The 26,669-nt window shown below is 56.0% G+C and carries 16 protein-coding genes and 1 pseudogene; 8 read left to right on the forward strand and 9 right to left on the reverse strand.

All coding sequences use genetic code 11. The features are described from left to right. Window positions 1-10: 10 nt before the first annotated feature. Complete coding sequence (locus PHQ58_RS19665) at window positions 11-1,927, reverse strand: sensor histidine kinase (protein WP_300114599.1); 1,917 nt, start codon at window positions 1,925-1,927, stop codon at window positions 11-13. Between the two features lie 173 nt (window positions 1,928-2,100). Between PHQ58_RS19665 and PHQ58_RS19670 the strand changes: the two genes are divergently transcribed. The 5 genes from PHQ58_RS19670 to PHQ58_RS19690 all read left to right on the forward strand — a co-directional run bounded on the left by PHQ58_RS19670 (window position 2,101) and on the right by PHQ58_RS19690 (window position 14,433). Beyond that, entirely contained in the window at window positions 2,101-2,835 is a 735-nt protein-coding gene (locus PHQ58_RS19670; RefSeq protein ID WP_300114601.1) for a response regulator transcription factor, read from the forward strand. A gap of 254 nt (window positions 2,836-3,089) precedes the next feature. Continuing rightward, the gene (locus PHQ58_RS19675) at window positions 3,090-12,770 is read left to right on the forward strand and encodes a cadherin-like domain-containing protein (RefSeq protein WP_300114603.1); all 9,681 of its coding nucleotides are present in this window, start codon (window positions 3,090-3,092) and stop codon (window positions 12,768-12,770) included. A gap of 36 nt (window positions 12,771-12,806) precedes the next feature. Next, entirely contained in the window at window positions 12,807-13,595 is a 789-nt protein-coding gene (locus tag PHQ58_RS19680) for a hypothetical protein (protein WP_300114605.1), read from the forward strand. Between the two features lie 265 nt (window positions 13,596-13,860). Continuing rightward, window positions 13,861-14,064 carry a hypothetical protein gene (locus PHQ58_RS19685; protein ID WP_300114606.1) on the forward strand — a complete coding sequence of 68 codons (204 nt, stop codon included), beginning with the start codon at window positions 13,861-13,863 and terminating at the stop codon, window positions 14,062-14,064. Window positions 14,065-14,142: 78 nt separating this feature from the next. Continuing rightward, window positions 14,143-14,433 (forward strand): ATPase with chaperone activity, encoded by a 291-nt coding sequence (locus tag PHQ58_RS19690; protein ID WP_300114608.1) that lies wholly within the window; start codon window positions 14,143-14,145, stop codon window positions 14,431-14,433. A 489-nt stretch (window positions 14,434-14,922) separates the two neighbouring features. Here PHQ58_RS19690 and PHQ58_RS19695 read toward each other — a convergent pair whose 3' ends face one another. Next, window positions 14,923-15,156 carry a hypothetical protein gene (locus PHQ58_RS19695; RefSeq protein ID WP_300114610.1) on the reverse strand — a complete coding sequence of 78 codons (234 nt, stop codon included), beginning with the start codon at window positions 15,154-15,156 and terminating at the stop codon, window positions 14,923-14,925. Between the two features lie 67 nt (window positions 15,157-15,223). Between PHQ58_RS19695 and PHQ58_RS19700 the strand changes: the two genes are divergently transcribed. Both PHQ58_RS19700 and PHQ58_RS19705 read left to right on the forward strand, forming a co-directional pair. After that, window positions 15,224-15,763 (forward strand): hypothetical protein, encoded by a 540-nt coding sequence (locus tag PHQ58_RS19700; RefSeq protein WP_300114612.1) that lies wholly within the window; start codon window positions 15,224-15,226, stop codon window positions 15,761-15,763. A 283-nt stretch (window positions 15,764-16,046) separates the two neighbouring features. After that, a pseudogene (locus tag PHQ58_RS19705) lies at window positions 16,047-16,353 on the forward strand (integration host factor subunit beta). 123 nt (window positions 16,354-16,476) lie between these two features. Here the strand turns inward: PHQ58_RS19705 and PHQ58_RS19710 are convergent. Together PHQ58_RS19710 and PHQ58_RS19715 are read right to left on the reverse strand one after the other, a co-directional pair. Then, on the reverse strand, window positions 16,477-16,752 hold the full coding sequence (locus tag PHQ58_RS19710; protein ID WP_300114615.1) for an XRE family transcriptional regulator: 276 nt from the start codon (window positions 16,750-16,752) through the stop codon (window positions 16,477-16,479). 216 nt (window positions 16,753-16,968) lie between these two features. Further along, window positions 16,969-17,796, reverse strand: coding sequence for an HDOD domain-containing protein (locus PHQ58_RS19715; RefSeq protein WP_300114618.1), 828 nt, complete (start codon window positions 17,794-17,796; stop codon window positions 16,969-16,971). A gap of 719 nt (window positions 17,797-18,515) precedes the next feature. On the opposite strand from PHQ58_RS19715, the gene PHQ58_RS19720 reads away from it, so the two are divergent. Continuing rightward, the gene (locus PHQ58_RS19720) at window positions 18,516-19,349 is read left to right on the forward strand and encodes a hypothetical protein (RefSeq protein WP_300114620.1); all 834 of its coding nucleotides are present in this window, start codon (window positions 18,516-18,518) and stop codon (window positions 19,347-19,349) included. Window positions 19,350-19,963: 614 nt separating this feature from the next. Here the strand turns inward: PHQ58_RS19720 and PHQ58_RS19725 are convergent. From PHQ58_RS19725 to PHQ58_RS19745, 5 genes are all read right to left on the reverse strand, one after another. Further along, on the reverse strand, window positions 19,964-20,362 hold the full coding sequence (locus PHQ58_RS19725; RefSeq protein WP_300114623.1) for a response regulator: 399 nt from the start codon (window positions 20,360-20,362) through the stop codon (window positions 19,964-19,966). A gap of 69 nt (window positions 20,363-20,431) precedes the next feature. Then, window positions 20,432-21,427, reverse strand: coding sequence for a diguanylate cyclase (locus PHQ58_RS19730; protein ID WP_300114625.1), 996 nt, complete (start codon window positions 21,425-21,427; stop codon window positions 20,432-20,434). Further along, window positions 21,424-23,865, reverse strand: coding sequence for an ATP-binding protein (locus PHQ58_RS19735; RefSeq protein WP_300114628.1), 2,442 nt, complete (start codon window positions 23,863-23,865; stop codon window positions 21,424-21,426). The genes PHQ58_RS19730 and PHQ58_RS19735 overlap by 4 nt, the downstream gene beginning before the upstream one ends. A 111-nt stretch (window positions 23,866-23,976) precedes the next feature. Further along, window positions 23,977-25,200, reverse strand: a complete 1,224-nt coding sequence (locus PHQ58_RS19740; protein ID WP_300114631.1) for an ABC transporter substrate-binding protein — start codon at window positions 25,198-25,200, stop codon at window positions 23,977-23,979. Window positions 25,201-25,396: 196 nt separating this feature from the next. Further along, on the reverse strand, window positions 25,397-26,299 hold the full coding sequence (locus PHQ58_RS19745) for an HDOD domain-containing protein (RefSeq protein ID WP_300114634.1): 903 nt from the start codon (window positions 26,297-26,299) through the stop codon (window positions 25,397-25,399). Window positions 26,300-26,669 lie beyond the last annotated feature (370 nt).

Below are 26,669 nucleotides of genomic sequence, written 5' to 3' on the forward strand. Positions count from 1 at the left end.
AAGACAGAAACTACGTCACCAGCGCAAACCGAATGCGAAACCTTGAGCCCTTGCCTGGTTTGCTTTCGACGTCAATCTCGCAGCCCTGGCTGCGGGCGATGGTGCGCACCAGGTACAGGCCCAGGCCAGCGCCCGGCACGATCTGGGCATCGCCGCTGCGGTAGAACTTGTCAAAGATCAGCCCGATCTCATTCGCCGAGACACCGACGCCATGATCCTCGACCTCAATCCATCCGGTCTCATGGGACTGGCCAACGCGTAGCGTAATGGGACTACCCAGTGGCGAATATTTAATGGCGTTGTCGATCAAATTGGACAGTGCCAATGACATCATTGAACGCTCGGCAAACACCGGCATGGCCGCTTCTCCCAACTCAAGCTGCAACTGACCGGGGGCATGCAACAAGTGGGACCAGTTTTTTGCGGCCTCCAGTGCCAGGTCACGCAGATCCATGGTCTGACCCTGGGCCTTGGTTTGGTGAAAATCAAGCCGTTCGCTGGTCAGGAAGTTATCCAGCAGCGACACCATGCGGCGCACCGCACGGCGAATTTTCTCCTGCCTTGGGGCAATGAATTCATACGACGCCGTTGCCGCCTGCGAACAGGCGATTTCTACCGACTGAGCGGTCGCATCAATCACCGCCAGCGGCGTGCGGAATTCATGCGACACCATGGCCACGAACTGTCGTTGCTGTTGCGCCGCATCTCGTTCGGCCGCCAGTTCTGCCGTCAGTTTGACAGCAGCAAGCATTTTTCGCTCAGATAAACGCATCCGGTCTACAACTGCAACGTTGAGTAGGACGATGTGGATGAAAGCGCCCAGCATCCCGATGTAATCAGTGGAAAGATTGATCGTAATCCACCCCATGAGCTTCGCGATGATGATTGGGGTTACAGCGAAGTTGGCGGTAAAAGCCAAGGTATAAAACAGGTATTCACGGTGCCCACGCCACAGCAACCAAGGGCCCGCCAGGGCGACGCCAGCAGTGACGACAAACGCCAGCCGCATGAGCCAGGGCGCAATCAGCCCATAATTGCCCGACATGGCGGCCAGCGCACATAAAACGTAAAAAATGAAGATGGCATCAAAGAACCGGTTGAGTTTTGGAAAGTGCTCGCGCAGGCGTAGCACCCCGATAAAGAACTTCGCTCCAAACAAGAAAACGAGACTGATGCAGACGCCGACCAGGCGGTCAGCCACCAGCGGTGAGTGCGGAAACAGCCATTGTGAAGCGAACCCACCCGTTGCCAGCCCCGACATCGCCATCATGGCCAGATAGCCGCAGTAATCCAAGTAAAGGCTTTCGCGAAGCCAAAACCAAAATATTAAATTGGACAATAAGCCCAGCACCAAAATCCCGAAATAAATGCTGCACAGGCTGGTATCTACTTGCGAGTCCGCCAGCAAGCCTGCGTACTGCCAGGCCTGTACACGCACCAGCATCGTGCTAGTGGTTTTCACGCGCAGGTAGAGCGTGACGGGTTGAACATCCTGTAGGACAAGCGGAAAAACGAAGTTGCGATGAGGTACGGGTCGCTCTGTGTAAGGCTGCAAATCACCCAGGTGCGTTGCATGGAACCCGCCACCATCGCGTGGCACAAACAGCGTCACCTCATCGAGGTAGGGTGGTGAAACTTCGATGAACCAAGCTGCGGGAGACTCGGGTGTCCGTTGAAGGGTAAAGCGCAGCCAGTAAGTATCGGCGGTGTAACCGGCACCGAGAAAACCAGGCAGCGCCGAAAACTCAGTGGCTTTGGCCGACGCCACAACATCTTCAATCCGCAATGTCCCACTCGCATCAACCAAAGCCGTCAAATGCCCCACCAAACTGGCCGGCTCATGCAGCCCCATTTGCGGCGACAGCGTCAGCGCCTGGGCGGGCCAGAAAAAAGCCGCGATCAACAGTGCAAGCAGGATTTTCAACATGAAAAAAAATGGATGCATCGTTGTTAAAACGCAATTATCACGCGCATCTGCGTGTTTATTTTGCATAACGCAATGTGAAAAATAGGTGAGAAATGGTGAATAAACGTCAATCAGCGTACGTGACCGATGACCCCAGCGCCGATAGACTTGGCTCATTTAATTGGGCTATTGAAATGACCCCCACCGTCCCCGATAAATTGCGCGTTTTTCTGGTTGAAGACACCGCTGATCTGCGCGAGGAAATCGTCTTTGGTCTGACCGCGTTGGGCCTGGAAGTCAGCGGCTTTGGCGATGCAGTCGGACTCTACCGAGACTTGGCCGTGAAGGACTGCGACCTGGTCGTCATTGATGTGGGTCTGCCGGGCGAGGACGGCTTCTCTATTGCCCAACACCTGCGCAGCAATCCCAGTTTGGGTATCGTTTTTCTCACCGCCCGTGCCACGCTTGACGACCGCCTGCACGGCCTTAATCTGGGGGCGGATGCCTACATGGTCAAACCGGTTGACGTGAGGGAACTCGCCGCCACCCTGCACGCGGTCAATCGCCGCCTGCGCTCCAAAGCGGAACCCCTGCTGGTCGCCCCGCCCGACGCCGTCGAAATTCAAACGGCAACCCAGGCTGCACGCTGGACGCTCAGCCCCGGTGACTGGGCTTTGCGTAACCCGCAGGGTGACGAGTTAAGCGTCAGCGAAGCCGAGCGGCGTTTTCTCAAAATCATGGTGGCGGCCTCCGGCCAAATGGTCGAACGCGAAAAGCTCATCGCCGCCTTCGCGCAAGACGTTGACGACTACGACCCGCACCGGCTTGACGCCGTTATCAGCCGCCTGCGCAAACGCACCGAGCAAGCCGGGCTGGGCAGCCTGCCCCTGCAGTCGGTGCGGGGCGTGGGTTACGTCTTTAATGCCTGATGTGGCCTCAATAAATTGCTATTAACTAAATAGCTGCTTACGAAAGTAGGACGGGGGCTAGAGGCTGATTTATCATAAATTTTCGTCGATTTTCCGGCCTGTGTGGCAAAAAACGGCGGCGCCCAAGGCAATAAACGCAGGAATGTGAATCTCGGTGAATAAACGTGCGCTGCGCGTGATTTTTGATGCGTGATGTTTTGGGTGTTCGTCACTAGCATCGCGAACTTCAAATATCTTCCTGCCGGAGTTCTCGCATGTCTTCTACCGATACCGCCATCAGCCAGCTTGCCATTCATCAACTCAACGCGGTTTATTTCGTCAACAGCGACCTGGCCGACCTGGCCACAATGCTGGCGGGCGTGCCGCAGGGGGCCGAGGTGGTGCTGCTGGACCCGACGCAAGACGGCTTGAGCCAGATGCTGACCGCGCTGGACGGGCGCAGCGGACTGGACGCGATTCACCTCATCGGCCACGGCGCATCGGGGCTGATTGACCTGGGCAGCACCAGCGTGACCACACAAACACTCACAGAGCGCGCCGCCGACATTGCCACGCTTGGCCGTGCGCTCACTGCCACCGGCGACATCCTGCTGTATGGCTGCAATGTGGGCGAGGGCGTGCAGGGCGCGGCGTTCATCCAGCAACTGGCTACCTTGAGCGGAGCCGATGTGGCGGCCTCCACCAACCTGACCGGGGCGGCGAATAAAGGCGGCGATTGGGTGTTGGAGGCGCAGACCGGGGCCATTGAGGCAACTGCCATTGCGGTTGCTAATTACAGCGGTACGTTGGCGTGGTACGCTCCTTTCACCACTCCATTTTTCGGTAACCTCATTTACCCTGCAGGATATTATGTGATAGCCGACTGGGAGGGTGGCACGCCTGGGATTGCTGGACTTGATTCAACGAGCAATGTTGTCGGTTACTCTGTAGTTTCTTACAATGCCGACGCTGAGCAAATACAGTGGTTAATACCATATTACACAGGTCATGCTGGAGAGTCATGGAGCATTACGCAGTATGACACTGAGATTGGCTGGACGACCTGGAGTGGCACATATTACAACTACCCTCCCGTCGCCAACGCCAGCGGCGCCTCCGGTAACGAAGACACGACCATCACGGGAACCTTGTCTGCGACAGACGCTGACAACAACATCAGCTACGCCGTCACCACCCCATCCGCTAACGGCACGGCTTCCATCACCAATACGGCAACCGGTGCGTTCAGCTTTACGCCAAATGCCAACTTCTACGGCACCACCACCTTTACTTTTACGGTGACTGATTCGTACGCTAACAGTACAAATACCGCCACCATCACGGTCAACGCCGTCGCAGATGCGCCCACCTTTACGGCCGGTGCCACGCTCGCCGCCGTCAACGAGGGTGCCACCGCCCCAGCGGGCGCGACAGTGACCGCGTTGCTCAGCGCCAAGTTTTCCGATGTTGACAGTAATACCTTCGCCGGTATAGCCATCACCGCCGATGCCAGTATCTCTGCCGATGGTGTCTGGCAATACTCCACCGACACCGGCACTACATGGTTTGCTATCGGCACCGTTTCCACCACCACGGCCTTGCTACTCTCCAGCGCAGTCACCTCGATGCTGCGCTTTGTGCCCACAGACACCAACTGGAACGGAACCCCCGGCGGCCTGTCGGTGCTGGCCATCGACAACAGCGGCACGGCGTACACCTACACCTCGGGTACGACCCGCTCCACCTACACCACGGCCGATTACTCGGCCACCGGCTCGGTTGCACAGACTGCCGTCACGCTGGGCACCACGGTGACTGCTGTCAACGACGCGCCCGTATTGCAAAACGCCGGTACCAGCGCGCCGGTGTTGGTCACTATTGATGAGAACGCCACCGCCAACACCGGCAACCTGATCAGCACGCTGGTGCGCGCGGTCGATGAAACCAACCCAACTGACAACCTCCGCAGCGTTATCACCGACGTCGACTTTGTCACGCAGGGCATCACCGGCGGCAACCCCAACGAGGCGTGGGATGGTGGGGTGGCCATCTACGGACTGACCAATGACGGCCCTGCCGATGGCGGCAAATGGCAGTACAAAACAGGGGGGGGGAACTGGACCGATGTTGGTTTGGTGTCCGCATCCTCCGCACTGCTTCTGAGCAGCGCGGACAGCATCCGCTTCCTGCCCGACACGCTTAATGGCACCACGGCCACATTCAGCTACTACGTCTGGGACGGGTCTTCTGGCGGCGCCGGCAGCAAGGTGGACGTGAGCACGCGTGGCGGCACGTCGGCATTCTCCAGTGCGGGTGATGTGGCCTCTATCACGGTTACGCACGTCAACGACAACCCCACGCTGGACCTGGACGGAAACGACTCCACAGCCGCAGGAACCAGTTTCACCACCACCTTCCGCCCGCGTGGCGAAGCCGTGGCTGTGGTGGATACCGACATTACCATTGCCGATGTGGACAAACTGGCCACCGGGCCCGACTACATCTCGGGCACCACGGTGTCCATCACCCATGGCGCAGTGGACAACTTGTTTGGTTCCACGTTCGAGACCCTGTCGTTCAAGAGCGGTGGCGCATTAGGCACCGATGTCACCACATACGCAGGCAGCCAGGGCGCCATCACCATCGCAGGTAATGGCACCCCGTCACTGACGCTGACCGGCAAGGGCACCTGGGCCGATTACCAGAGCGCGATCAAGTCGGTGTATTACATCAACGCCAACCCGAACGCCGCCACCGGTGACCGCACGGTCACGGTCACGGTGACCGACGGCGCTCTGACGGTGGGCGAAGCCAGCGGCGCCAGGTTGGCATCGACACCGGCAACGGCCACAGTGCAAACCCCCTGGACCACCGTCGCCGATCTGAACGGCTCGGCCACCGGGCGCGACCACACAGCCACCTTCACCGAAGACACTCCAGGTGTAGCGGTCGCGGTTTCCACCGCCAGCCTGGACAACCAGGCCGTCAATATCAAGACCGTCACACTGGCGCTCAGCCCGGTGCCGGACGGCAGTGCTGAAAAGTTGTTTATCGGTACCGATCTGGTCACCTTCCTGACCAACCGCGGCATCACGGTGCAGAGCAACGACAGCCACACGGTCACACTGGTAGCCACCAACTCGGTGGGTGGGTACAGCGGCAGCACGTATGGTGCGGTCAACAGCGGCGTATCTGCTGAAAACATGCAGTTGGGGCTGCGCGCTGTGCAGTATGTGAACAGTTCACAAAACCCCAACGTCGCCAACCGTGAAGTGAACGTGTCCGTGGTGGACATTAACAACAGCGGAGTGGGGGCCAAGACCACGATCAACATCGTCCCGGTGAACGATGCGCCAGTGATTCCGGGCGGCGGCACGCCTGATCTGGCTGCCACCGTTCTTGAAGGTGGATTGGTTACGCTGACCACCACCGACATCAACGCCACCGATGTGGACGACACCCAATCAACCTTGAACTTTGTCGTGACCACCGCGCCGACCAAGGGTGTGCTGTTTCGCGATGGCAACGGCAACGGGCTGATCGACACGGGCGAGACCCTGGCAGCAGTGGCCGCCACGGGCGTGATGACCAGCTTTACCCAGGCCGATATTGCGGCTGGTCTGGTCAAGTACCAGCAGACTGACACAGCGGCGGGCAGCGTGACCGACTACGCCAGCGATAGCTTCGCGTTCAAGGTGCAAGACGGCATGGAAAACGGCGTGACGGCGCCCACCGGCACGCTGGCCCTGACCATTACGGCCGTGAACGATGCGCCCACTTTGAGCGCCACTGGTCTCAGCCCGACGTTTGTGGAGTTCCCCGGCACGTCCGTCAAACTTTTCAGCGCCAGCGCCGTCAGTGCGGTTGAGAGCACGCAGACCATCAAGCAACTGGTGCTCACGGTCAGCGGGCTGGCTGATGGCGCAGCAGAAATGCTGGTTGTTGATGGTGGCGCGGCCTTTGCACTGCAGGCCATTGGCACAACAGCCGTGACCGGCGGCATGCTGACCGGTGTGAGTTATTCCATTACCCTGAGCGGCAGCACCGTCACCATTACCCTGACACACGCCGGTATGACGGCTGCCCAGGCGCAAACGCTGATCGACAACCTGGCCTACAGCAACACCAGCACCGCGCCCACCAGCACCGACCGCGTGGCAATGCTGGTCTCGGTGCAGGACAGTGGCGGCACCAGCACGGGGGTGGACACCACCGCCCTGAACATCACCTCCACCATCCATGTCACTGGCAACGACACGCCACCGGTGCTGGCGACCAACACCGGTGCCACACTGATCAACGGCGCACTGACGGTGCTCAGCACGGCGCAACTCAGTGCCACCGATAGCGACACTTCGCCCGCCAGCGCCATCGTCTATACCGTGGGAACCGCCGCCACCAAAGGCACGCTGTTTCTGGATGCCAATGGCAGCGGCACCATCGAAGGCAGCGAAGCCCTGAGCGCAGGCCGTACCTTTACCCAGGCCGACGTGGCAGCGGGCAAGATCAAATACCGCCATGACGGAGCTGACAACAACCCAGACAGCTTCACCTTCACTGTCAAAGACGCCACCACCACACTGACGGCGGCCACCTTCAACCTGAGCATCACTGCGGCAGGCACGACGACACCGGGTGCCACTGGCGGTGGCAGCAGCGGCGCCAACAGCACCGACGGCAGCGACCCGCTGTTCAGTGGCGTGGTTGTTACGCCAGGGCCGGGCAATACCATCAAGAGCATGGGCTTTACCTTGACCGGTGTGGCGGATAGCAACAAGGAAATTCTGACGCTCAATGGGCAGGCTATTCCAATGGAAGCCGGAACGATGACGGTAGGCGACATCACCTACACCGTGGTCAACAACTCCGGAGGCAGTTTTAGCATCACGGTGACCGATACCACCAACCTCGGCTGGAACAGCGCTGATGCCAGCGCCATCGTCAACGGAGCCCGCTATACCAACACCCAGGTGCCAGCCACCGCCGGTGTGCGCGGCGCATCGCTGGGCGAGGTAACGGACTGGCTAGCAGACGGGACGACAGGCCCAACCACACCGGTAGCCATCAGCACCGTCGTGACGCTGGCATCGTCCACCGACTTGTGGACGCTGACTGAGGCACAAGCAGCAGTACACGCACCCACCACACCCAATGACCTCATCACCACGCTGAATTTCACGGTGACCGGCGTCAAGAACGGTAGCAACGAATTCATCAAGATTAACGGCCATGAGGTACCAATGGCGGTGGGTATTACCACGGTGAGCGGCGTGAACTACACCGTGGCAGAAAGCCCGGCCAGCAGCGGCAATTTCACCCTGGCGGTGACCAACCCCGCTGGCTGGACCGAAGTGCAATCCGAAGCGTTGCTCGACGCTGCCACCTACAGCAACAACAGCAATCCGGCGACAGCAGGCAACCGCGTGGTGTCGCTGGTGAGTGTGGTGGAGGCTCAAACGCCAGGGGGTGGCGGCACCCCGATTCCGTCGACTACACCGACGCCCATTACCACGCCCACGCTGACGCACGACGTGCCCACAGACACAGGCCCCGTCACGTACGCCCCCGTACCCGCCAGCACGCCCTTGTCTCCCGCCACACTGCCCGTGACCAGCGGCAGCACGGTAGATGCCCTGACCTTCACCGTGAGCGGTGTCAAAGACGGTGCCCACGAATCGTTAACAGTCGATGGCAAGGTGATCCCGCTGGTAGCCACAGAGGCGGGTACGCTGTACACCGGTACCAGTGGCGTGAAGTTCACGGTGACCGTCACGGTCGATGCCGCTGGCACAGCCACGGTGCTGATTGACACGCCGGATGCGCCAAATGCTGATGCCATCAATTACACCCAAGTCCAAGCGGACACCGTTGTTAAGGACGCGATTTACAACAACAGCGCAACGCCTGCAACCGGTGGCCCACGCAACGTGACGCTGACCGACGTGAAGGAAGAAACTGGCGTGGGCAGCCCGGCAGGCACAACCAGCCATGTGGCACCCAGCCCAGCCATCACCGGTCCGGTGACCGTGGTGGGCACCCCTAGCATCGATGTGTTTACCCTTCCGGCTGCCAACTTGCCGGTTGCACCGACCATTGCCAACGATGACACCATAGACAGCCTGACGATTGGTGTGTCGGGTGTGAAAGACGGCGTTAATGAAATCGTCAACATCAACGGCCAGGCTATCCCGTTGGTGGCAGGCGTGACCACCGATGCCAAGGGCTATACCTACACGGTGACCCTTGACAGCAATGGCAATGCCACACTGGTGCTGGGCACGCCTGCCCTGGTGCCAAACTTCAGCCAGAGCGAGGCCAATGCCATCATTGACGGCATCAGCTACACCAACAAGTCCAATCCACCCACACCCGGTGCACGGGATGTGACGGTGAATGATGTGGTCAAAGAAAGCGCCGCCGAGCCGCACGAGCAAACCACGGTGCCTGTTCCGGGTGTCCACAGCACTGTGCCGGTAGGCACGGTCACCAACACCGCACCAGTGGTCAGCACCAACGCCGGGCTGACGGTCGATGAGGGCAACACTTTTACCCTGACCGCCACCCAACTGGCCGCCACCGACGTGCAGCAGTCTGCGGGCAGTCTGGTCTTCAAACTGGTGGCTTTGCCCACGCATGGCACCTTGTTCCGCGACAGCAACGGCAATGGATTGGTCGATGGCACAGAAGCAATCGCCCTGAATGGCAGCTTCACGCAGCTGGAGTTGATCAATGGCAGCATCAAATACCGCCACGACAGCAGCGAAACCGCCAGCGACCAGCTCAGCTTTACTGTGAGTGATGGCACGGCGACCACCACCGCCATGCCATTTGTGATGCGCATCACGCCGATCAACGATGCACCTACGCTGACCGCTACGGCAAGCAACCCAGCCTTTGCCGAAGGCAACAGCGCCAAAGCACTGTTCAGCGCCGCCACAGCAAGCACAGGCGACACGCTGGGCACAGCACAAACCTTGTCCAGCCTGACCATTCGGGTCAGCAATGTGAGCGACGGTGCGCTTGAAAAACTCAGCATCAACGGCACAGCCCTGGGTTTGAGCACCGCCACCACCACCGGCAACGCTGGCACGCTCCACAGCGTCAACTTGGGCTACAGCGCATCGGTCTCAGGCTCAACAGTCACGATCACGCTAACCCACACCGGTTTGACCGCGACAGAGGTGCAAACCCTGGTCACTGGCCTGACCTACGAGAACACCAGCACCAACCCCACCATGGGTGTTCGTTCTGTCAGTATCACGCAGTTGGTTGACAGTGGTAGCAGCACTTTGCCCAACCTGAACACAGCCTCACTGACGGTGAGCAGCAACGTGACCGTGAGTGCGGTCAACGACACCCCAAGCCTGCAAACCGGCACCGGCGCGCAGACCCAGGCCATGTTGGAGGGCGGCGCGTTTACCCTGAACACCACGCACCTGGCGGCCACGGATGCGGATTCGTCCAGCAGCAGCTTCAGCTACAAAATTACCAGCGCCCAGTCGGCTGGCCTGCTCTACATCGACAACAACGGCAATGCGGTGAACGATGCGGGCGACACCACGCTGGCGCTCAACAGCACTTTCTTGCAGGCCGACCTGACCAGTGGCAAAGTGCGCTACCAGCACGATGGCAACGAGAAAGATGACAGCTTTCAGATCACCGTCAGTGATGGTTATGGTTCGTCCAGCGCCGCAACGATTGCAGTTACCCGCACTGCTGTTAACGACGCGCCGGTATTGGTCGGGCTCGATGGCGATGTGTTGACCTACCCGCCACTGAGCGCTGCCATGCTGATTGATGTGGGCAGTAACGCCACCGTCTCCGACCCGGACTCGACCGTCTTCACCGGAGGGGTACTGCGCGTGAGCCTGTTCTTCAATGGCGATGCGGTGCACGATGTGTTGAGCATCAAAAACGTGGGCACGGCCAGCGGTGAGATCAACCTGTCTGGCGCAAACGTTCGCCTTGGTACAACGGTGATCGGCAGCTACACCGGCGGAACCAGCGCGGCTGACCTGGAGGTCACGCTTAACAGCAGCGCCGACAAGGCCGCCGTCGAGGCGTTGATCCACGCCATCCAGTTCAACAACACCGATGTGGCACCTGCGGTCAACTCGCGCGGCATTCGCATCACGCTGTCTGACGACCAGGGCGCGACCTCGCTGGCGTCGCAAGTGCAGGTGAATATCCCGGTGGGTGGCCCATCGTTCCTGAGCGGCAACGGCTTTTATGTATCAGAAAACACCAGCCTGGTGACGGTAATGGCGGCGTCGGACACGGCACCCAAACTACCCATCATCTTCAGCGTCAGCACGATCGTGGGCGGCACCAATGCCGACTCTGCCAAATTCACGATCGATGCGACTACGGGCACGCTGAGCTTTGTAGCGGCACCAGACTACGAAACACCGACCGACTCTGGCGTTAACAACGTCTACAACGTGGTGGTGCGAGCCAGCAACAAGGAAGGCGCTTACACCGAGTCAGCCCTGGCGGTGAATGTGGTCAATATCGTCAACGAGTCCGGCCCGGCACCGGGCGATACCGCAGGCCCCGTCTTCGGCTTCGCCACAGTCAACGCCAGCACACTCACGATCACGTACACCGATGCCAGCAACCTTGATGCCACTAACGCACCTGCAGGCAGCACCTTTTCCGTGCAAGTGGCTGGCAGCGCCGTGGTGGTCAACAGCGTGGTGGTCAACAGCACTGCCAAGACTGCGACCCTGACCCTGGCTTCAGCCATCACCAACGGGCAAGCCGTCACGGTGGCCTACAACGACCCTACGGCCAATAACGACACGTTGGCGTTACAGGATGCCGCAGGCAACGATGCAGCCACACTGACGGCGACGACGGCAAGCAACATCACGGCCGGTATCAATTCAGGTGGTGGCGGTACACCGACACCGACACCGACACCGACACCCACTGGTGGTAGCAGCGTCACCACCGACGCAAACGGCAACACCACCGTCAATAACAACGGCACCGGTACCACCACCGTACCCAACCCAAGCACAGGCAGCACGGTAAATACCACGGGCAGTGGCGATACAACCGTCAACCACCCCGGCGCCACGGTCACACTCAACAACACCGGCACCGGCACGGTAACCACCAGCGGCATTCAGGGCGACACAACCTTGAACGTCACGGGCACGGGTGCTCAAATGGTTGATCTGTCGGGCATGAAGGCCGGCCAGGTGGTCACCATCGACAACCTGGGGTCTGGCACCGTCAACATCAGCAACCTGCCTGATGGTGTGATCGTACGTATCTCCGGCAGCGGTCCGGTGGTCATGAATGACTCCGATGGCAGCACGCAGAATGTCGAGGACCATGCGCCAGCGCTCACTGGCAACAAGATGGGTGACGGCAATGGCGATGGTGTGGCTGATTCTTTGCAGTCGAACGTGACCTCCGTGTCCTTTCTCAATACCGCCACCGCACAAACTAGCCCCGGCAATGCCGCGCCGGTGTATATGAGCTTGGTGGCCGATGCCAAAGACGGCAAGATCGACACGATGGACGCCAACACAGCCACTTTGAGCAATGTGAAGCAGCTCGACGCCCCAGTCAATCTGCCCGCAGCCATCAAGATGCCGCTGGGCTTGATCTCATTTGACGCCATCGTGGGATTGAGCGGCACTCTGGGCGCAGGTATCACCGAGACCTTTAGTCTATATGTGGACCCCGCGCTGGGTACTAACGGTTACTGGAAAGAAAGTGCAGCAGGCACCTGGGTCAATCTGGCCAGTGCAGTCTATGGCGGCCAGATCGTGCCCGAGGGTGGAAAAACGCGGCTGGACTTCAAGCTCACAGATGGCGGTGAGTTTGATGCCGACCACACTGTCAACGGCACGATCACCGACCCTGGTGCTGCGGGCTTCATACCTTTGAGTCTGGTCGGCTACGCGCCTGAGCTGGCAGCAGGCACTTATTTCTGGTTTTAAGCCTGATTAATCAACCAACACCCTGACGTTTTACCCATGATGAACCCAACAACTATTTATAAAACAGCGGCTGCTGCCTTGGCCTGCAGCTTTTTACTAGCGTGTGGAGGCGGTGGTGGTTCACCGACCCCATTCGTCGATCCAGTCCCGCCGGGTGGTGACAGTAGTACGCCAGCCCCCTTGCCCGATCCAGTACCCCCAATCACCCTGACGGGTATCACTGCCCAAGGACTCTGGCAAAGTGGAGCAGGTGCGGAAACCGTCACCTCAACCGTGGTCACGGACAACGGACAAGTCTGGAGCGTGTTCACTACCGCGGGCGCGACGCGGCTGGTCAAAGCCAGTTTGGCCGCGAGTGGTACGGGCTTTACTGGCACCGGCAAAGCGTTTGTGCTGGGCGCTAACACGGTCGAGGCCATCATACTGACGGCCACGGCAGTGGCCAAGAGCAGCTTGAGCGGCTCTATCAGCAGCACAGCGCAAACTGAGTCTTACAGCCTGGCGTACCAGAGTCGCTATGACACGCCAATCACTGTAGCGAGCTTTGCTGGCAGCTGGAGCGCCACCCTGGGGCCGGGCACTGTGAATTGGACAATTAGCAACTCTGGTGTAATTACCGGCACCCGCACCACGGGTTGCACTTACACCGGCCAGGTAAGCTTGCGCCCAGAAGCCAAGGCCGTGGTGGACGCAGTCATCACTGAGAGTTGCCCAACGGTGACGCAACTGAGTGGTATCGCAGTCAAATCGGCAGACAACACGGGCATTACGCTGTTGATGACCACAACGGGTGATGCACAAGCCGTGGTCATTGGACTGCATTAGGGTGAGGATTTTGGTACCTCTGACTCCAATCACCAAGAGGCCTGAGTTGAACGATTGTTCATGGTTGAGTCCAGAGTTCACTTTGACGAAAGGTTCGCCACATAGCTGCCTGTCGATCCCTAGATTGCAATGGCCACTTAGGAGAAAGTAGATCGCAAATCTCTGTGACCGGATACGCTGCGATCCGGCTGTAGAAATCACTCCAAAGCAGGCGTTCACTCAACTTCACACGGAAAGTTGCTGTCTTGCCACAGGCGTTAAGCTCTTGGCTGACAGAAAACATGCCATCTTGGAGGATTGGGACGTGTTGCGATCTGCGTTGCCATATATGTTTGACCGCCAGGCCAGCCATCTGCTGGGGTTTCCCACTCAGGTGATCAGGTCACGCACGAGTGGGTTGTTTTCACGCTTCAGGGAGGCTGTCGAAGTCACGGCCTTACAGCGCGGCGTCGAGCGTTGGGCTATTTGAATGATTGCCTTGTGGCCAGAGCAGATAAAGCGGCTGAAAGAGTTACCCTGTAAGGTGCCATAACTGGAGTTCAATTGCATGTATGAAGAGTACCAAGTCGAAATCCCGCAGTCTTTCATGGCACTGTTTGTTGATCCCGTTCGCACCAAAACGAATGCGCCAAGGGATGAGGTTGCTGCAAGGTATGAGCTGTGTGAAGACCTCGCGAATATGCTGACAACATCTGCAGGCAACATGGTTTTCAGCTTGGTCAGCGAGCGCGAAGTCATTGAGCGGTGCCGACTCGGCTTGAAAGGTGAGGGCGCAGTTGTGACTGAGGCTGAGGCCGATTGGATTGTTCGCAGACTCACTGAGCTCCTGGGGTGGTGACGTCAATCCAGCAATCGCTACGACTAAATCCCATGGTGCCAAAATTCACGCTGTAGTTTTGCGAAATACAACCTCTCCAGTGGGGACGTGGACCACCCTGATTTCATGACCTGAAGGGGACGTCATACTTTTTGCAGCCATCACCACTGCGAAGGCACGGTCAACAAAGGTATGGAATTTGGATGCTTTGAAGCTTGGCCAAAGTGGCCCCACGATGGGGTGTGAGCTTTCGACTCGGTAAGTGGTTGCAGACATATGAAGTTCTCCTGATATTTTGTCTTTTCTGTTCGTGAGCGTACCTTTGGCTTGTGACGTCCATGTGTCATGTTTGCAAAATGCATAGGCCAGACACAACGAGATGTGAGAACACCGTGTGTGGTTAGCGGTTGATCAATGTGCTGATGGCTGAACCCGGTTGGAGTCCAGTTTTGCGAGTGCGAGCATGGTCGCATTTGCTGTGACACTTGGCTTGAGAGACTGACTGTGCAGTCACTTGGCTTGTCTAAGGTTGCTCCATTTTCGCGCAAATTTGCTATCGATGTTGAGGCAGGAAATATTGTCCTTTTCGGGGCGCCATGTTTGAGAAATGTATGTCTTGCTGCATGTGGCTTCAACTTCGGCAATCTTGCCCGAAGCTGTTACGGTGGCCAGTAGAGCGGTAGCTGGGCAATCCTTAGTTTGCAACATCGTGTGCGGTGTAGCTAACAATAAGAATGTCAACATTCGACTATCATTTTCTATTTACAAAGCCGGACGTCGTGCGGCATAACTCAAGAAGGAAACATACTTCATGCAAACATTGTTCGAAGCGGCCAACCACATTGCCCAAGAGATTGAACGCACTCGCCAGCACTTGACAAACTTGGAGCAGGCGCTCGAAGGTCTTAAGCCTCTCATCACCGTTGATGCTGCGACAACTACTCTGACATTCACAATATCTTCCCAAGCGCAACCCGTTGAAGACCTGAACGTTGTGAATGCTGAAGTGCAAGCGAAGAAGAAAGCCAAATCCAAATTGACTGTCAAGGTCAAAGCGGAAAAACCCAAGGTGACAAAAGCAAAGGTTGTTGTGCCAGAGCCAGTGGCTGTGCCGGTTAAGTTACCGGCAACAGGTGCAGTGCTTTGGTTTAAATGCCTTGGACGTAAAAAGGTCACGGTCGCTCAGTTGGCAGATGTGGCACTGAAGAAACTCAAATTAGATGACTCAGCGAAAAATGTCATCGTTACCCGTGCCAAGGCCTGGGCTTACTCGGCGGTCAAGAAAGGTGACCTCATTGAAGCTGGGATGCGTGATGGGTCCAAGTTGTTCCAGTTGACACCGCTCAAGTAAGAAAGAGACACCCAAAGCGTACAAGCCGCTGAGCCGGTTGTTGCTGTGGATGATGCTTTGTCCGCCGAGGCAGGCAGCGCGTCTTAAATCGACAGAATGGTCTGCTCTGACTGGAGATGAATATGAAAAACACCCCTTCAGTGAAATGCCTTGTGTGAACACATTCACTGGAGCGGTTTGTTGGGCCAAAAGATCAAGTCTCTGACTTTATCCACTGCGAACTGCCCAGCGGTGATACTTGAATACGAATCTCATCCACAACCCACTGACCCACTAGACCCCAATGAATCGCTCTGATCTTGTTACAGAAATGGCAGCTCGGTTTGAGCAACTCTCCCAAAGTGATGCCTCCATGGCCGTGACCACACTTCTGGAGGCGATGGGCGCTGCAATTGCGCGTGGACACCGCATTGAGATTCGTGGGTTTGGCGCTTTCTCCGTCAAGCAACAAGCACCGCGCATGGGGCGAAATCCACGAAAAGGGTGATAGCGTTGCCGTGCCAGAACGGCGTGTAGCCCGTTTCAAGCCAGGAAAAGAGTTGCGGGAAAAGGTCAATGAGGCCCATGCGAATGGTGGTCCGCTAATTTGACTGACTGAGGATGCGCGCCATTGGCTACGAGAGACAACAAATTGAAGAATTTCCAATCACCGTCGACAGTGGCCGCGACAAGTTTAAGCGGCAACCACCGTCCACTTGGGTTGGTGTACTGCGTCAACCGATTTCATCAACATCCAACTCAGCGCAGGCATTTTTCTTGATCAGCGAGTAGATCGGGTGACTGTCTGTAAGCAGTTGGAACATTGCAAAGATGGGGCCTGGCATATTTCGCGGATCACTGGAACTCTCAAGTGCTTGCCAAGTGCGGGATTGCTGTCCTCCCCGACTGCCTGACTGCACGGGGTAGCCCATCAAAATCGCAGCTTCGACCTGGCTCAAGCCTGCCTTGACCCTCGCCGCTTTGAGTTCATCGCCAGTCGGGGTGGTCATTTGAATGTGCATGGAAATGATGGCTTCGGTTGAGATCAGGGGAGGGCAGGCAATTCAAATAGGCGCATACCGATTTTTGACCAATTTCACCCGCTAAAAATTTGACAGCCAAAATTCTCAAACCAGTCTATGCGTTTGGTTTCACCCGCGAAGATCACTGCAGTTAATGGTGAGTCTGGTCAGATCCAACGCGCTGGCAGCGCTCGTCCGAACCGTTCAGGACAACAGTTGATCGACCCCCAGCGTAAGGCTGTCCCAGGGCTTCAGATATGCAACTAAATCATCGGCGGACAGTTCCATGCGGGCGATTAACTCAGGGTGGATGGCAACCAGAGTGTCGACCTCAGCGAGTTTCAGGTCACCGGCGTCAGCCAAAGTGCTGGCAAGGCGCAGCACTGCGCCCAGGACAGAAAATGGAAGGGCGCTCATCGGATCACGGGCAGCCACCAGTGCATCCACGATTTCCTTGGGGAAGTTCCAGTGCTTGGCAAGTGCCGCGCTCACTTCCAGATGACTGCAACCCAGCCACTCAATCTCATGGCCAATCAGACTGTCGGGACTGTCATTCAGTTCGTCACAGCGGGCCACAATTTCCGGCTCCACCATCAGCATCAGCACCCGGCCAATACGCATCACCAAGCCGGCAAGGTAGGCGGTATCGGGGTCGATGTTGCACAAGCCAGCCAGCACCTTGGCATGGCCGGCGGTAGCAAGCCCGTGTCGCCAGAAGCGTTCGCGGTCAAAATTGCCGTCCGTAGGAAAAATGTTGGCCACACAGGCAGCCATCGACAAATCGCGTAGGCGTCGCATGCCAATGAGGTTGGCTGCATCGCGTAGGTTCGCCACTTCACGCTGTGCCCCAACGCCGGCTGAGTTGGCTACCCGCAGGACCTTGACAGCCAGGCTGGGATCACGCTCAATCAGCGCCGCCACGTTGGTCATTGAAGTGTCATCGCGCTCCAGAGTACGCATGAGCTGGACAGCCGTTTCGGGCATCACTGGCAGTGCGTCGGAGTTGTGCAGGTAACGGTCGGATGCGTTCATATTGATCAGCCGTGTGGAGGTTGTTTCGGGTCACTATCTGACACTGCTTGGTGTTCGTGTGAATTATGCTCCCGCACCATGATTTGAACACCAGGTCCGGTCACGTGGGATGTTTGTGAAGCTCGACGAATCAGCATGTGCGCAATTGGCTTTGGGGTATTGGCAATGCGCCCGCGTTTGCCCAGCGTCAGAGAGGGTATCCTTGGAGAATGAAGTCAATTAACAGATGCCACCAATGTGGTGCGACGAGCTACAAACCAGTCATCAAACGTGATGAACTTGGTGCCATGACGATGTCGGGAACGTATCAATGCACAGGTTGCCGACTTGAATTTACGGACATTGATACTTGGCGACTTGGTGAGGCTGGTCAAGTCTATGTCGATGCAGTAAGTCAGAACCTCAAAAAACGCTAAGCCCCTTAGCTTTTGCGCGCAGACAGCTTCAATCTCCGCCAGATTTACGCCCTTTTTACATCCGCTAGCAAAGCAGTTTGATTGGCCAAAAGCGGAGCACTTTGAGTGGCCATCTGTGAGCCGAAGGGCATTTCTGCGTTGTCAAAATGGGCGCATGGCGTGAAAAGTAATGCCATAATAATTTTCAGGTCGACTTTCCGACCTGTTGCTCCAGTGCATATCAGTCACCAATGGTGGACATTGAAAATATTCTTTGGTGCATTTTTCATGTCATCAACTTGAAGGTCCAACGCTGAGATCTCCATGATCCGTCCATCTTCCAGCAATCCGCGGATTTCGCCCTTACTCAGCGCTGTAACCTGGCTGGAAGTTGCCGTGCTTGTGGTCGCCGGTGGCGGGCTGTTGATTGCCCATCCACTTGTGATTGGTATTTGGCCGTGGACGTTGGCACCATTTAATCTGCGTTTCCTTGGGGCGCTATACACAGCCGCTTTGCTGGCGGCATTCCTGCAGTCCTGGTTCGGAAAATGGGCACCAGCCCGGACCGTGACGACGATGATCTTCGTCTTTACATTGGTGGTGACAGCCTGTTCTTTCCTTCACTGGGATCGCTTCGATCCAGCCAAGGTGGAAGTCTGGGTTTGGTTTGTCCTCTATATCGGCGTTTGCCTGAACGCTGGTGCGCACCTCTGGTGGTATCGCAGCATTGCGGCAGCGGGCAGTTCGCCCAGCTCCCGGTCACGTGTCGTTCTGCTCGCTCAGACAATTGTGCTCGGTGGTTACGGGCTTGCACTTCTGATAGCACCTGAACCATCCGCCCGTCTCTGGCCCTGGAAGCTTGATGCCTTCCATGCACAACTTTACAGCGTCACCTTCCTGACACCGGCGGTCGGCGCGCTCTCTCTGCTGCGCTCGGTAACCCGTATCGACTGGTTCACGTTGGGTTTCACGCAACTTGCTTGGGGACTGTTGCCGATTCTTGCGCTTGTAATCGTCGATCTTCAGTTGCATCGCGTGGATTGGCTTGCTTGGCAGGTGTGGCTCTGGATCGGGCTGTTTGTGCTGACAGCGGCGATGGGCGTATGGATGTTACTGAAGGCAGCGGCACAGTCTGTGTTATCTAGGGAGGGCGACTGACTCTTCAAGACCCTTATGCACAGTTCCCAGTTATGAACAGTTTGATTTGGCATTTCGCGTGGAAGCCGCATGGATGTTGACTTTCTTCGGATGTCTGGAAGTTGCAACTCACCATAATTCTGCTGATTCTTACACCTCAAAATTTTCTAGTCGTGCGTTTCCGCTGTAGTGCGTACATGCCACGCATTTGTGTCAAAGTCACCCCCGCCCAATGGAGGCGAGTATCAAATAGTGCTCAGAACACGTAAAACCACGCTCATCATTGGCTCGCCGTTCCGAGGCTTAGTCAAATGCTGACCGATGAAATTATGTAGAGAAAGAAACCTTGCATTGGTATGAATTTGCCAATGACAGGCAACTCACTTCAAACGGCAATTGCCCATAACTGGGAACTGTGCATAACAGCCTCTATGTACATCTCTGCATAAAGACCCACTCCGGTCAATAGACTTGTTGAATTTGTCGCCCTATACCAGTCATCAACAAGAGAGAGTCGGCAGCCGGTTTGTCAGTATTTTTGTGTATTTCGGTTTGGATGCCCAACGCGTCGATCCTTGGCTCAATTGACCCTCGGCAATAAAGTGCCTTGCTGCGACACGCTTAAGTGCATGGATCTATCGAACATATCGAAACTTCAACGCTTGTTCCAGTTTCACCTGCAAAGCCGAAATCGCCGGTGGCTTGACGATGTACCCGGCGATGCCCAAGGGCAGCGCTTCATTGAGCTTGTCAGTGCTGCTGTCTGCACTCATGATCAGAACTGGGGTTCTACGCAGGTCGGTCACCGGGTGTTTGCGTAGGTTCCTGACAAACTCAAGTCCATCCATGGGTGTCATGTGAATATCAGAAAGGATGACGTCGGGCTTGTCGCTGGCAGCAATGGCCAATCCTGTTGATCCGTCTTTGGCTTGTATCACCTGACCAACGCCAATGCGCTGCAGCAAGTTGACCACATAAGAGATCATTATTGGATCATCGTCAATCACAAGGACTTTTACAGTGTCGAAATTCATTTTTTATTCCCTGATTTTTTGTAAATGTGGCTAGTATTTTGACAAGGTTGCCCCCGTCGCCATGGTCACTTAATGAACCCGAACCACATTGCGCCCGGCTCCTTTGGCCTGGTACATCGCCGCATCAGCCCATTTCAAGATGTCGGCCTGAGACTCTTCGTGGTTGTTAAACACGACCACACCAATGCTGGCACTGCAATAGTGCTCCACGATGTGCTCGATTCGTCCTGGTAACGATACTGTCAATTGATAGGGTTTCGCAAGCCTGAGGCGGATCTTCTCCGCCACGGCTGTGGCCTGTTCAGTTGACATGGTTTTGTCGGCATCCAACTCCCTGAGCATCACCACAAACTCATCGCCCCCAAATCGAACCACTGTATCCATTTCACGTACACAGTCGGTTAAGCGATGGGCCACCTCGATCAACAGCAAGTCGCCTACTTCGTGGCCCTGGGCATCGTTGAGGGGCTTGAAGTTATCAAGATCCAAAAACATCAGCGCACCATATAACCCACTGCGTTTACTTGCGGCCATCGTTTGATTTAGGCGGTCTCCCAACATACGGCGGTTGGGTAGCCCAGTGAGTGTGTCGTGCAAGGCGAGATGGCGCACCCGCTCCTCGGACTTCACGCGTCGGGCTATTTCTCCTTGCAGCAGATCTCGCTGCACCCCGACTTCTTTACGCAAGCGCTCACGTTCCACCAGATTACGAATACGGTGGCGCGCGATGGTCACATTGATGGGCTTGGTGATGTAGTCGGCGGCACCAAGCGACAGGCCAGTCACTTCGGAATCCTCATCATTCAACGCAGTCACAAATATCACAGGAATGTCCTGCAGAGTAGGTTGTGCCGCAAGTCGGCTGAAGGTTTCAAAACCATCAACCTCTGGCATCATCACATCCAGCAGTATCAGATTAGGCGGATTTCGCAAGGCCAACGCGATGCCACTCGGACCTGAAGTGGCAAATTGCAACTCGAACTCGTCCTTGAGCACCGAGCACAGCGTCATCAGATTGGCTGGTGTGTCATCAATGACAAGAATTCGCGCTCGCCGGGCTGTCATGACGGGATTTCACTGGCAATGGTGACGTAATCAGTGGAGATGAGGCGCAGGCGCGTCAGCACCTGGTCGAAACGCATTTCTTGCAGCATGGGTGCCAGGGCTTCAACCGCTTCGGCCAAGTGGGTGCCAGTTACAAGATTCTGAAGCTCATTGAAGCGATCGAAGGCGGCGAATTGGTTTTCTTGCAGCAAAGGTGTCAGTTCGCTGACCAGGGCGATAAACGCATCAATGTCAACTGGCTTTAGCGGCACACTGCTTGTTGTCTTCGCCTGAGCGGTGTTGGGCAGCCACTTGGCAAGTGTCAGCTTCAGGGCATCCAGGGCAATCGGTTTGGTCAGGAAGTCATCCATGCCCACCACCATGCAGTGCTGACGATCCTCCTCGAAGGCGTCAGCCGTCAGGGCAATGATCGGCAGTCGGTGCCTCAGGTTTTCAACTTCCCAATGGCGTATCTGTTCGGTGGCGGTATAACCATCCATCACCGGCATGTGCAGGTCCATCAGAATCGCATCCGGTGATTCACCTTGGGTAACGGCGTCAACGGCCTGTTGACCGTCATTTACCAGAGTCACACGCACCCCAAGCTGATCCAGCAGTGCCTCAATCACCATGCAGTTCACCGGGTTGTCTTCAACCACCAGTACGTGTCCAGATAACGCGGTGTCTGACACCTCCGTTCGCGAGACCGCTTCAAGCGAACGTTCGCCCATTCGGCTGTTTGCGCCGTTGGCAACGAGATCAGCACGAATGCGAAACCAGAAGCGCGAGCCTTTGCCCGCTTCGCTCTGAACACCTACATCACCGCCTACCAGTTTGGCCAAGCTATTCACAATCGATAAACCGAGTCCGGAGCCGCCGAATTGACGTGTCATGGAACTGTCGGTTTGAGAAAACGGCTTAAACAACAAGTCAAGTTTGTCTGCGGGTATGCCGATCCCGGTGTCTGTCACTGAAAACTCCAACAGAGCTGATTTGTCATCGCGTTCGATCTCGGTGCCATCAATATGGATATGACCCCGCTCGGTGAACTTGATGGCGTTACCCACCAAATTGGAGATCATCTGGCGCAAGCGGTGGGAATCAGTCATGTAGCGCTGGCCATCCGGCCCTGACCATTTACCCTCAAGCCGCAAGTTTTTCGCTTTGGCAGAACCTTCAAACAGTGAATGAATTTCGTGGACCAGTTGTTCTGGCTCCACCGCCACACTCTCGAGTTGAAATTTTCCGGCTTCAATTTTGGACAAATCAAGAATGTCATTGAGCAGGCTCAGTAAGGTCTGTCCAGAGTTCAATATGGTGCGTGCGTAGTCATGCTGATTGGTGACCGTGAGCTTCGGCGTCAACAGCAATTGCGCCATACCCAGAATGCCGTTCATTGGAGTGCGAATTTCATGCGACATGGTGGCAAGAAACTGGGATTTGGCCAGGTTGGCTGCTTCGGCAGCAGCCTCCGATTTGACCAAGGCCGCAGTGCGTTCAGCGACCTTGCTTTCAAGTGACGCCTCTGACAACCGAATCGTATCGACCATGACCGAGAACGCACTGGCCAATTGCCCGACCTCATTGGCCTCAAAGTGTGGAACTTTGATAGTCAAGTCGCCAGAAGCTGCAATTTTCTGGGCGACCTCGGTCAATTCAGTAAGTGGCTTGATCGCATGGCGGGAAGTGCGGCGTGCCCAATACACAACGGCCAACACTAACAGCAAGACACTCAAAATGAAACTAAGGACGAGTGGCAATAGCCCGTTCTTAAAAGGCGTGATGTCATCCGTGGCGACAACATCAATTGAAAAAGGCGTGGCACCTGGTTTCCCTTTGAATAGCAAAGTCCGTTCTGATTCCAGCGAAGAATTTGCCGACATGGTCACGCCTACGCCAACCATACTTTCTAACGTGCCCGAACGCACCAACTCGACACCCTGCAGATCAAGATCCTTCGGCACGCTGGCCAAGATGTCGACCAAATCAAGTTCGGTGACAACGACACCTTCAACTGTCCCGGTATAGGGAAACACGACCGCGTGATATATCACCCATCCAAGGTGGCCGTTACTCAGTCGTGTCAATTCCCTAAGTAACTGACCTTGTGCAATCACTTGTTTGAACAGTGGCGAGTTCGCATGACATTTCGACAGGGAGGATCGCGTACCGGCCAAGCGCGCACCATTGATGTCACACAACGCCAACCCACTTGACGCTGCAATCGGAAACTTATAGTTTTCTAAAAATGGTGCAACGTAAGTGTTACGGCCCGGGGAATCTAGCAAGGCCGTCATGAACATGGCACTGGTTGCAAGATCAGAGACGGCACTTTCGACGACATCAATAGTGCGTTCGACCCGCTCCGCCAGGCGATTGGATTTTTCTTGCAAATGCGTGTGTAGTGTGGACTCTTCTGTCCAAAATACAACGGTAAGGAAAATGGCTGCCACCACCATGCTACTGCCAATGGCAATCAGCGCGGAGCGCAGTGCAAAGGCATTGGCCAGACTATATTGGCTCCAACGCCGAAGGGCGTCACGGGTCCATGGCATGTTCACGGAATCGATTCAGCGATTGGTTCTGCCAACTGGCTCGATCGCACCGTCATCCGCATAACGCGCCATGTAGACATCGCTGATGGTCAACGCATCATGGCGTTTGGATGTAAACGGTTTGTCGATTTGTCCGAGAAGGCCCTGATACGGTCCGAGTTTCTCCAACGCACTGCGAACAAGTAGTCGATCGGTGCTCTTGGCTTGCTTGATGGCCCTGGCAAGCAATTGCACCAGATCATAGGCATGAGCCACGCCCACCTGCGACACCACTTTTCGGGGATCATCGTTGCCAGTCACTGACTTCAACCCCATAAGAACGCGTTTGGCGACCGGGTCGGTTTTGCCAATAAAGGTGTAAGTTTGCACTACCGATAAGTCTACGGCGCTCAGGGCTGCACCGGTTTGTTCAAAGAACTGGCCTCCGGTCAGGCCCCAGTGTGCGACGAGGGGCAAGCGCTGTTCCTTGGGCAGTTTGGCCATTTCTTTGACCAGAATGACAGCCTCGCGGTCATTGGCAACAAAGATCACAGACTCGGCACCTGCCTTGCGCATGGCCTGATAGCGTTCAATCATGCTGGGGTCGCCCCAGTTGTACCACTGGATGTCAACTATTTCCTGGTGGGTGTCTTTAGTGGCGGTGATTTCAGCAGACTTGAGGCTGCTGCGACCCCACTCAGTGTTGGGGAGCATGAGCCCGACTTTGCGTGCGCCTGATTTGAGGGCATGGCGCATCATGACCGGCAAAGCCCACGAATCCCTCAGGGACAGGCGAAACACGAAGTTGGGAGAGTAATCGTTGTCCGTGATGGCGTTGGCTGCCGCCCATGGGTCGAGGACCACCATCTTGAGTCGGTGAATTTCAGGCAAAAGTTCGACAACGACCGGACTGTACCTTGCACACAAGACAGCAACCACATCCGGGTCGGCCGCCAGTTCCCGCAGATTATTCAAAGACCTGGCTGGAACCGCCCGGTTATCGCGCTCAATGATTTCGAGCTTGCGACCGAGAAGGCCACCTGCGGCATTGATCTCGTTGACAGCAACTTGTGCGCCATTGCGAACGGCTTGTGCCGAGGTGCTTAACGGAATGCCAAACTCGGCATCGACGGCGATCTTGATATTGCCTGCTGCTACTACGCTGAGGTGAATGCTCAGAATGCCAAATATCAGCAGACTGGACTTCAGCTTCTTCATACGTGCAATGATGTCTATTTTTTCGGTTTTAGAGGGATTCATTGAATTTTGATGAAGCAACCCATATCGGTGCTGGGTTCAAATTGCAGAGATAGGGTATGTTGACTGCTTCATATGTTTTCCTACCGGACTTAATGATACCCCCACACGCAAACCCAGGTGTCGAACATTTGACTGGTTGAAGAATTTGGCATCAGATAGCTGACGTTGGAGGGTAGCCCAACTCAATGCATGGTCATCAAAACGCTGGACGCAGGGGCACTTTTTCAGCCAGCATCTGCTCATACAGTTCCGTTTGGCGCTCTTGCGTGATGTGAAGCACATCCAAACAAGCCGAGCCCAACTTATCCCATTCAAGGGTATGGCTCTGGTGTGTCGCACGCTGATGAAAAAGCTCAGCCAACTGAGATATTGCAATAAAGTATCTTGAAACATCGGGAATTGCGGTCGGTCCGACCCCTTCAATCATGGACCTGTCATGATGGAACTCAATGGCATACCCATACTCTGACGACAACGCCCATTCCTTCGCTAACTTAGCGCCAATGAACGCGTGATTAACACCGAACTCAAGGTCCTCGATGGCTGTAAAGGGTTGAACCGCGTCGGAGTTGGCAATCTTCAAGGTATCTATGTAATCCGAGAAATTTGACATCAACACTGGGATACCCGCATCCCTGAACAAACCAAGCGTGTAGGCCTCCGCTGGCCTGACCGTTCTGTCTGAACAGGGAACCTGCAAAGTCAGCCAAGCTGATATTTGTGCGATACAGGCAGAACCATCCCAGAATCGCTCCAGATTGGGGACATTAGCAAACGCTTTTCTCAGTGACAGGCCCGCAATGGCCGTACCGACAACTTTGAGCCCCAGAATTTGAAGCGCATCTTTGATGGTGTTGACGTGGGTGGATGAAATTCCAAAAAATGAAGAGTTTGCGATTTTCAGCAAACTTGCTGCGACCCCGACATCGAGACTGATGACGATTTCGAGTGTCGAAAAATCTGGCTCATCCTTACGCATCTCCCGCTCAATGCTTTGCAGAATGGTTGGGCGCGGGGGAATGCCGATCGAGACGAGTTCATCCTTGAGCGCCAAGACAAGCTTCTCCGAATTGGCGGTTGAATCGTCAGAGTCAGTCATGGGTAAGCTTCATTCTAGAGCGCAAGGTGCACGCATCAGGATTATCGTTGGCCAAGGCCAGCTTAGTGATCTCGATGCACCGGTTTGAACCAATGCCGCCTTACCCCATGGCGAAACACCGTGGTCACGAAGAAATCTGCCATGACAGGCAGAAGCCCGACAATAGAAATTGGTTAATTGGACTGCCCCATAGCGGGTACTCGTGACTGACTCTTAACGCCGCTTATGGAAAGATTTCCATAAGCAGCGTTATGCAAAGACCCCAGTTATGAGAAGTTCGCCTTCAGAGTAGGCTGGCAAGCCGCGTAAACGCTTGCGATTTGCGATTAGTTTGAGCGTTGCGCTGGACATAATTTCGCTTATCTGGCAG

Source organism: Rhodoferax sp. (assembly GCF_028688795.1).
GTDB lineage: Bacteria > Pseudomonadota > Gammaproteobacteria > Burkholderiales > Burkholderiaceae_C > Rhodoferax.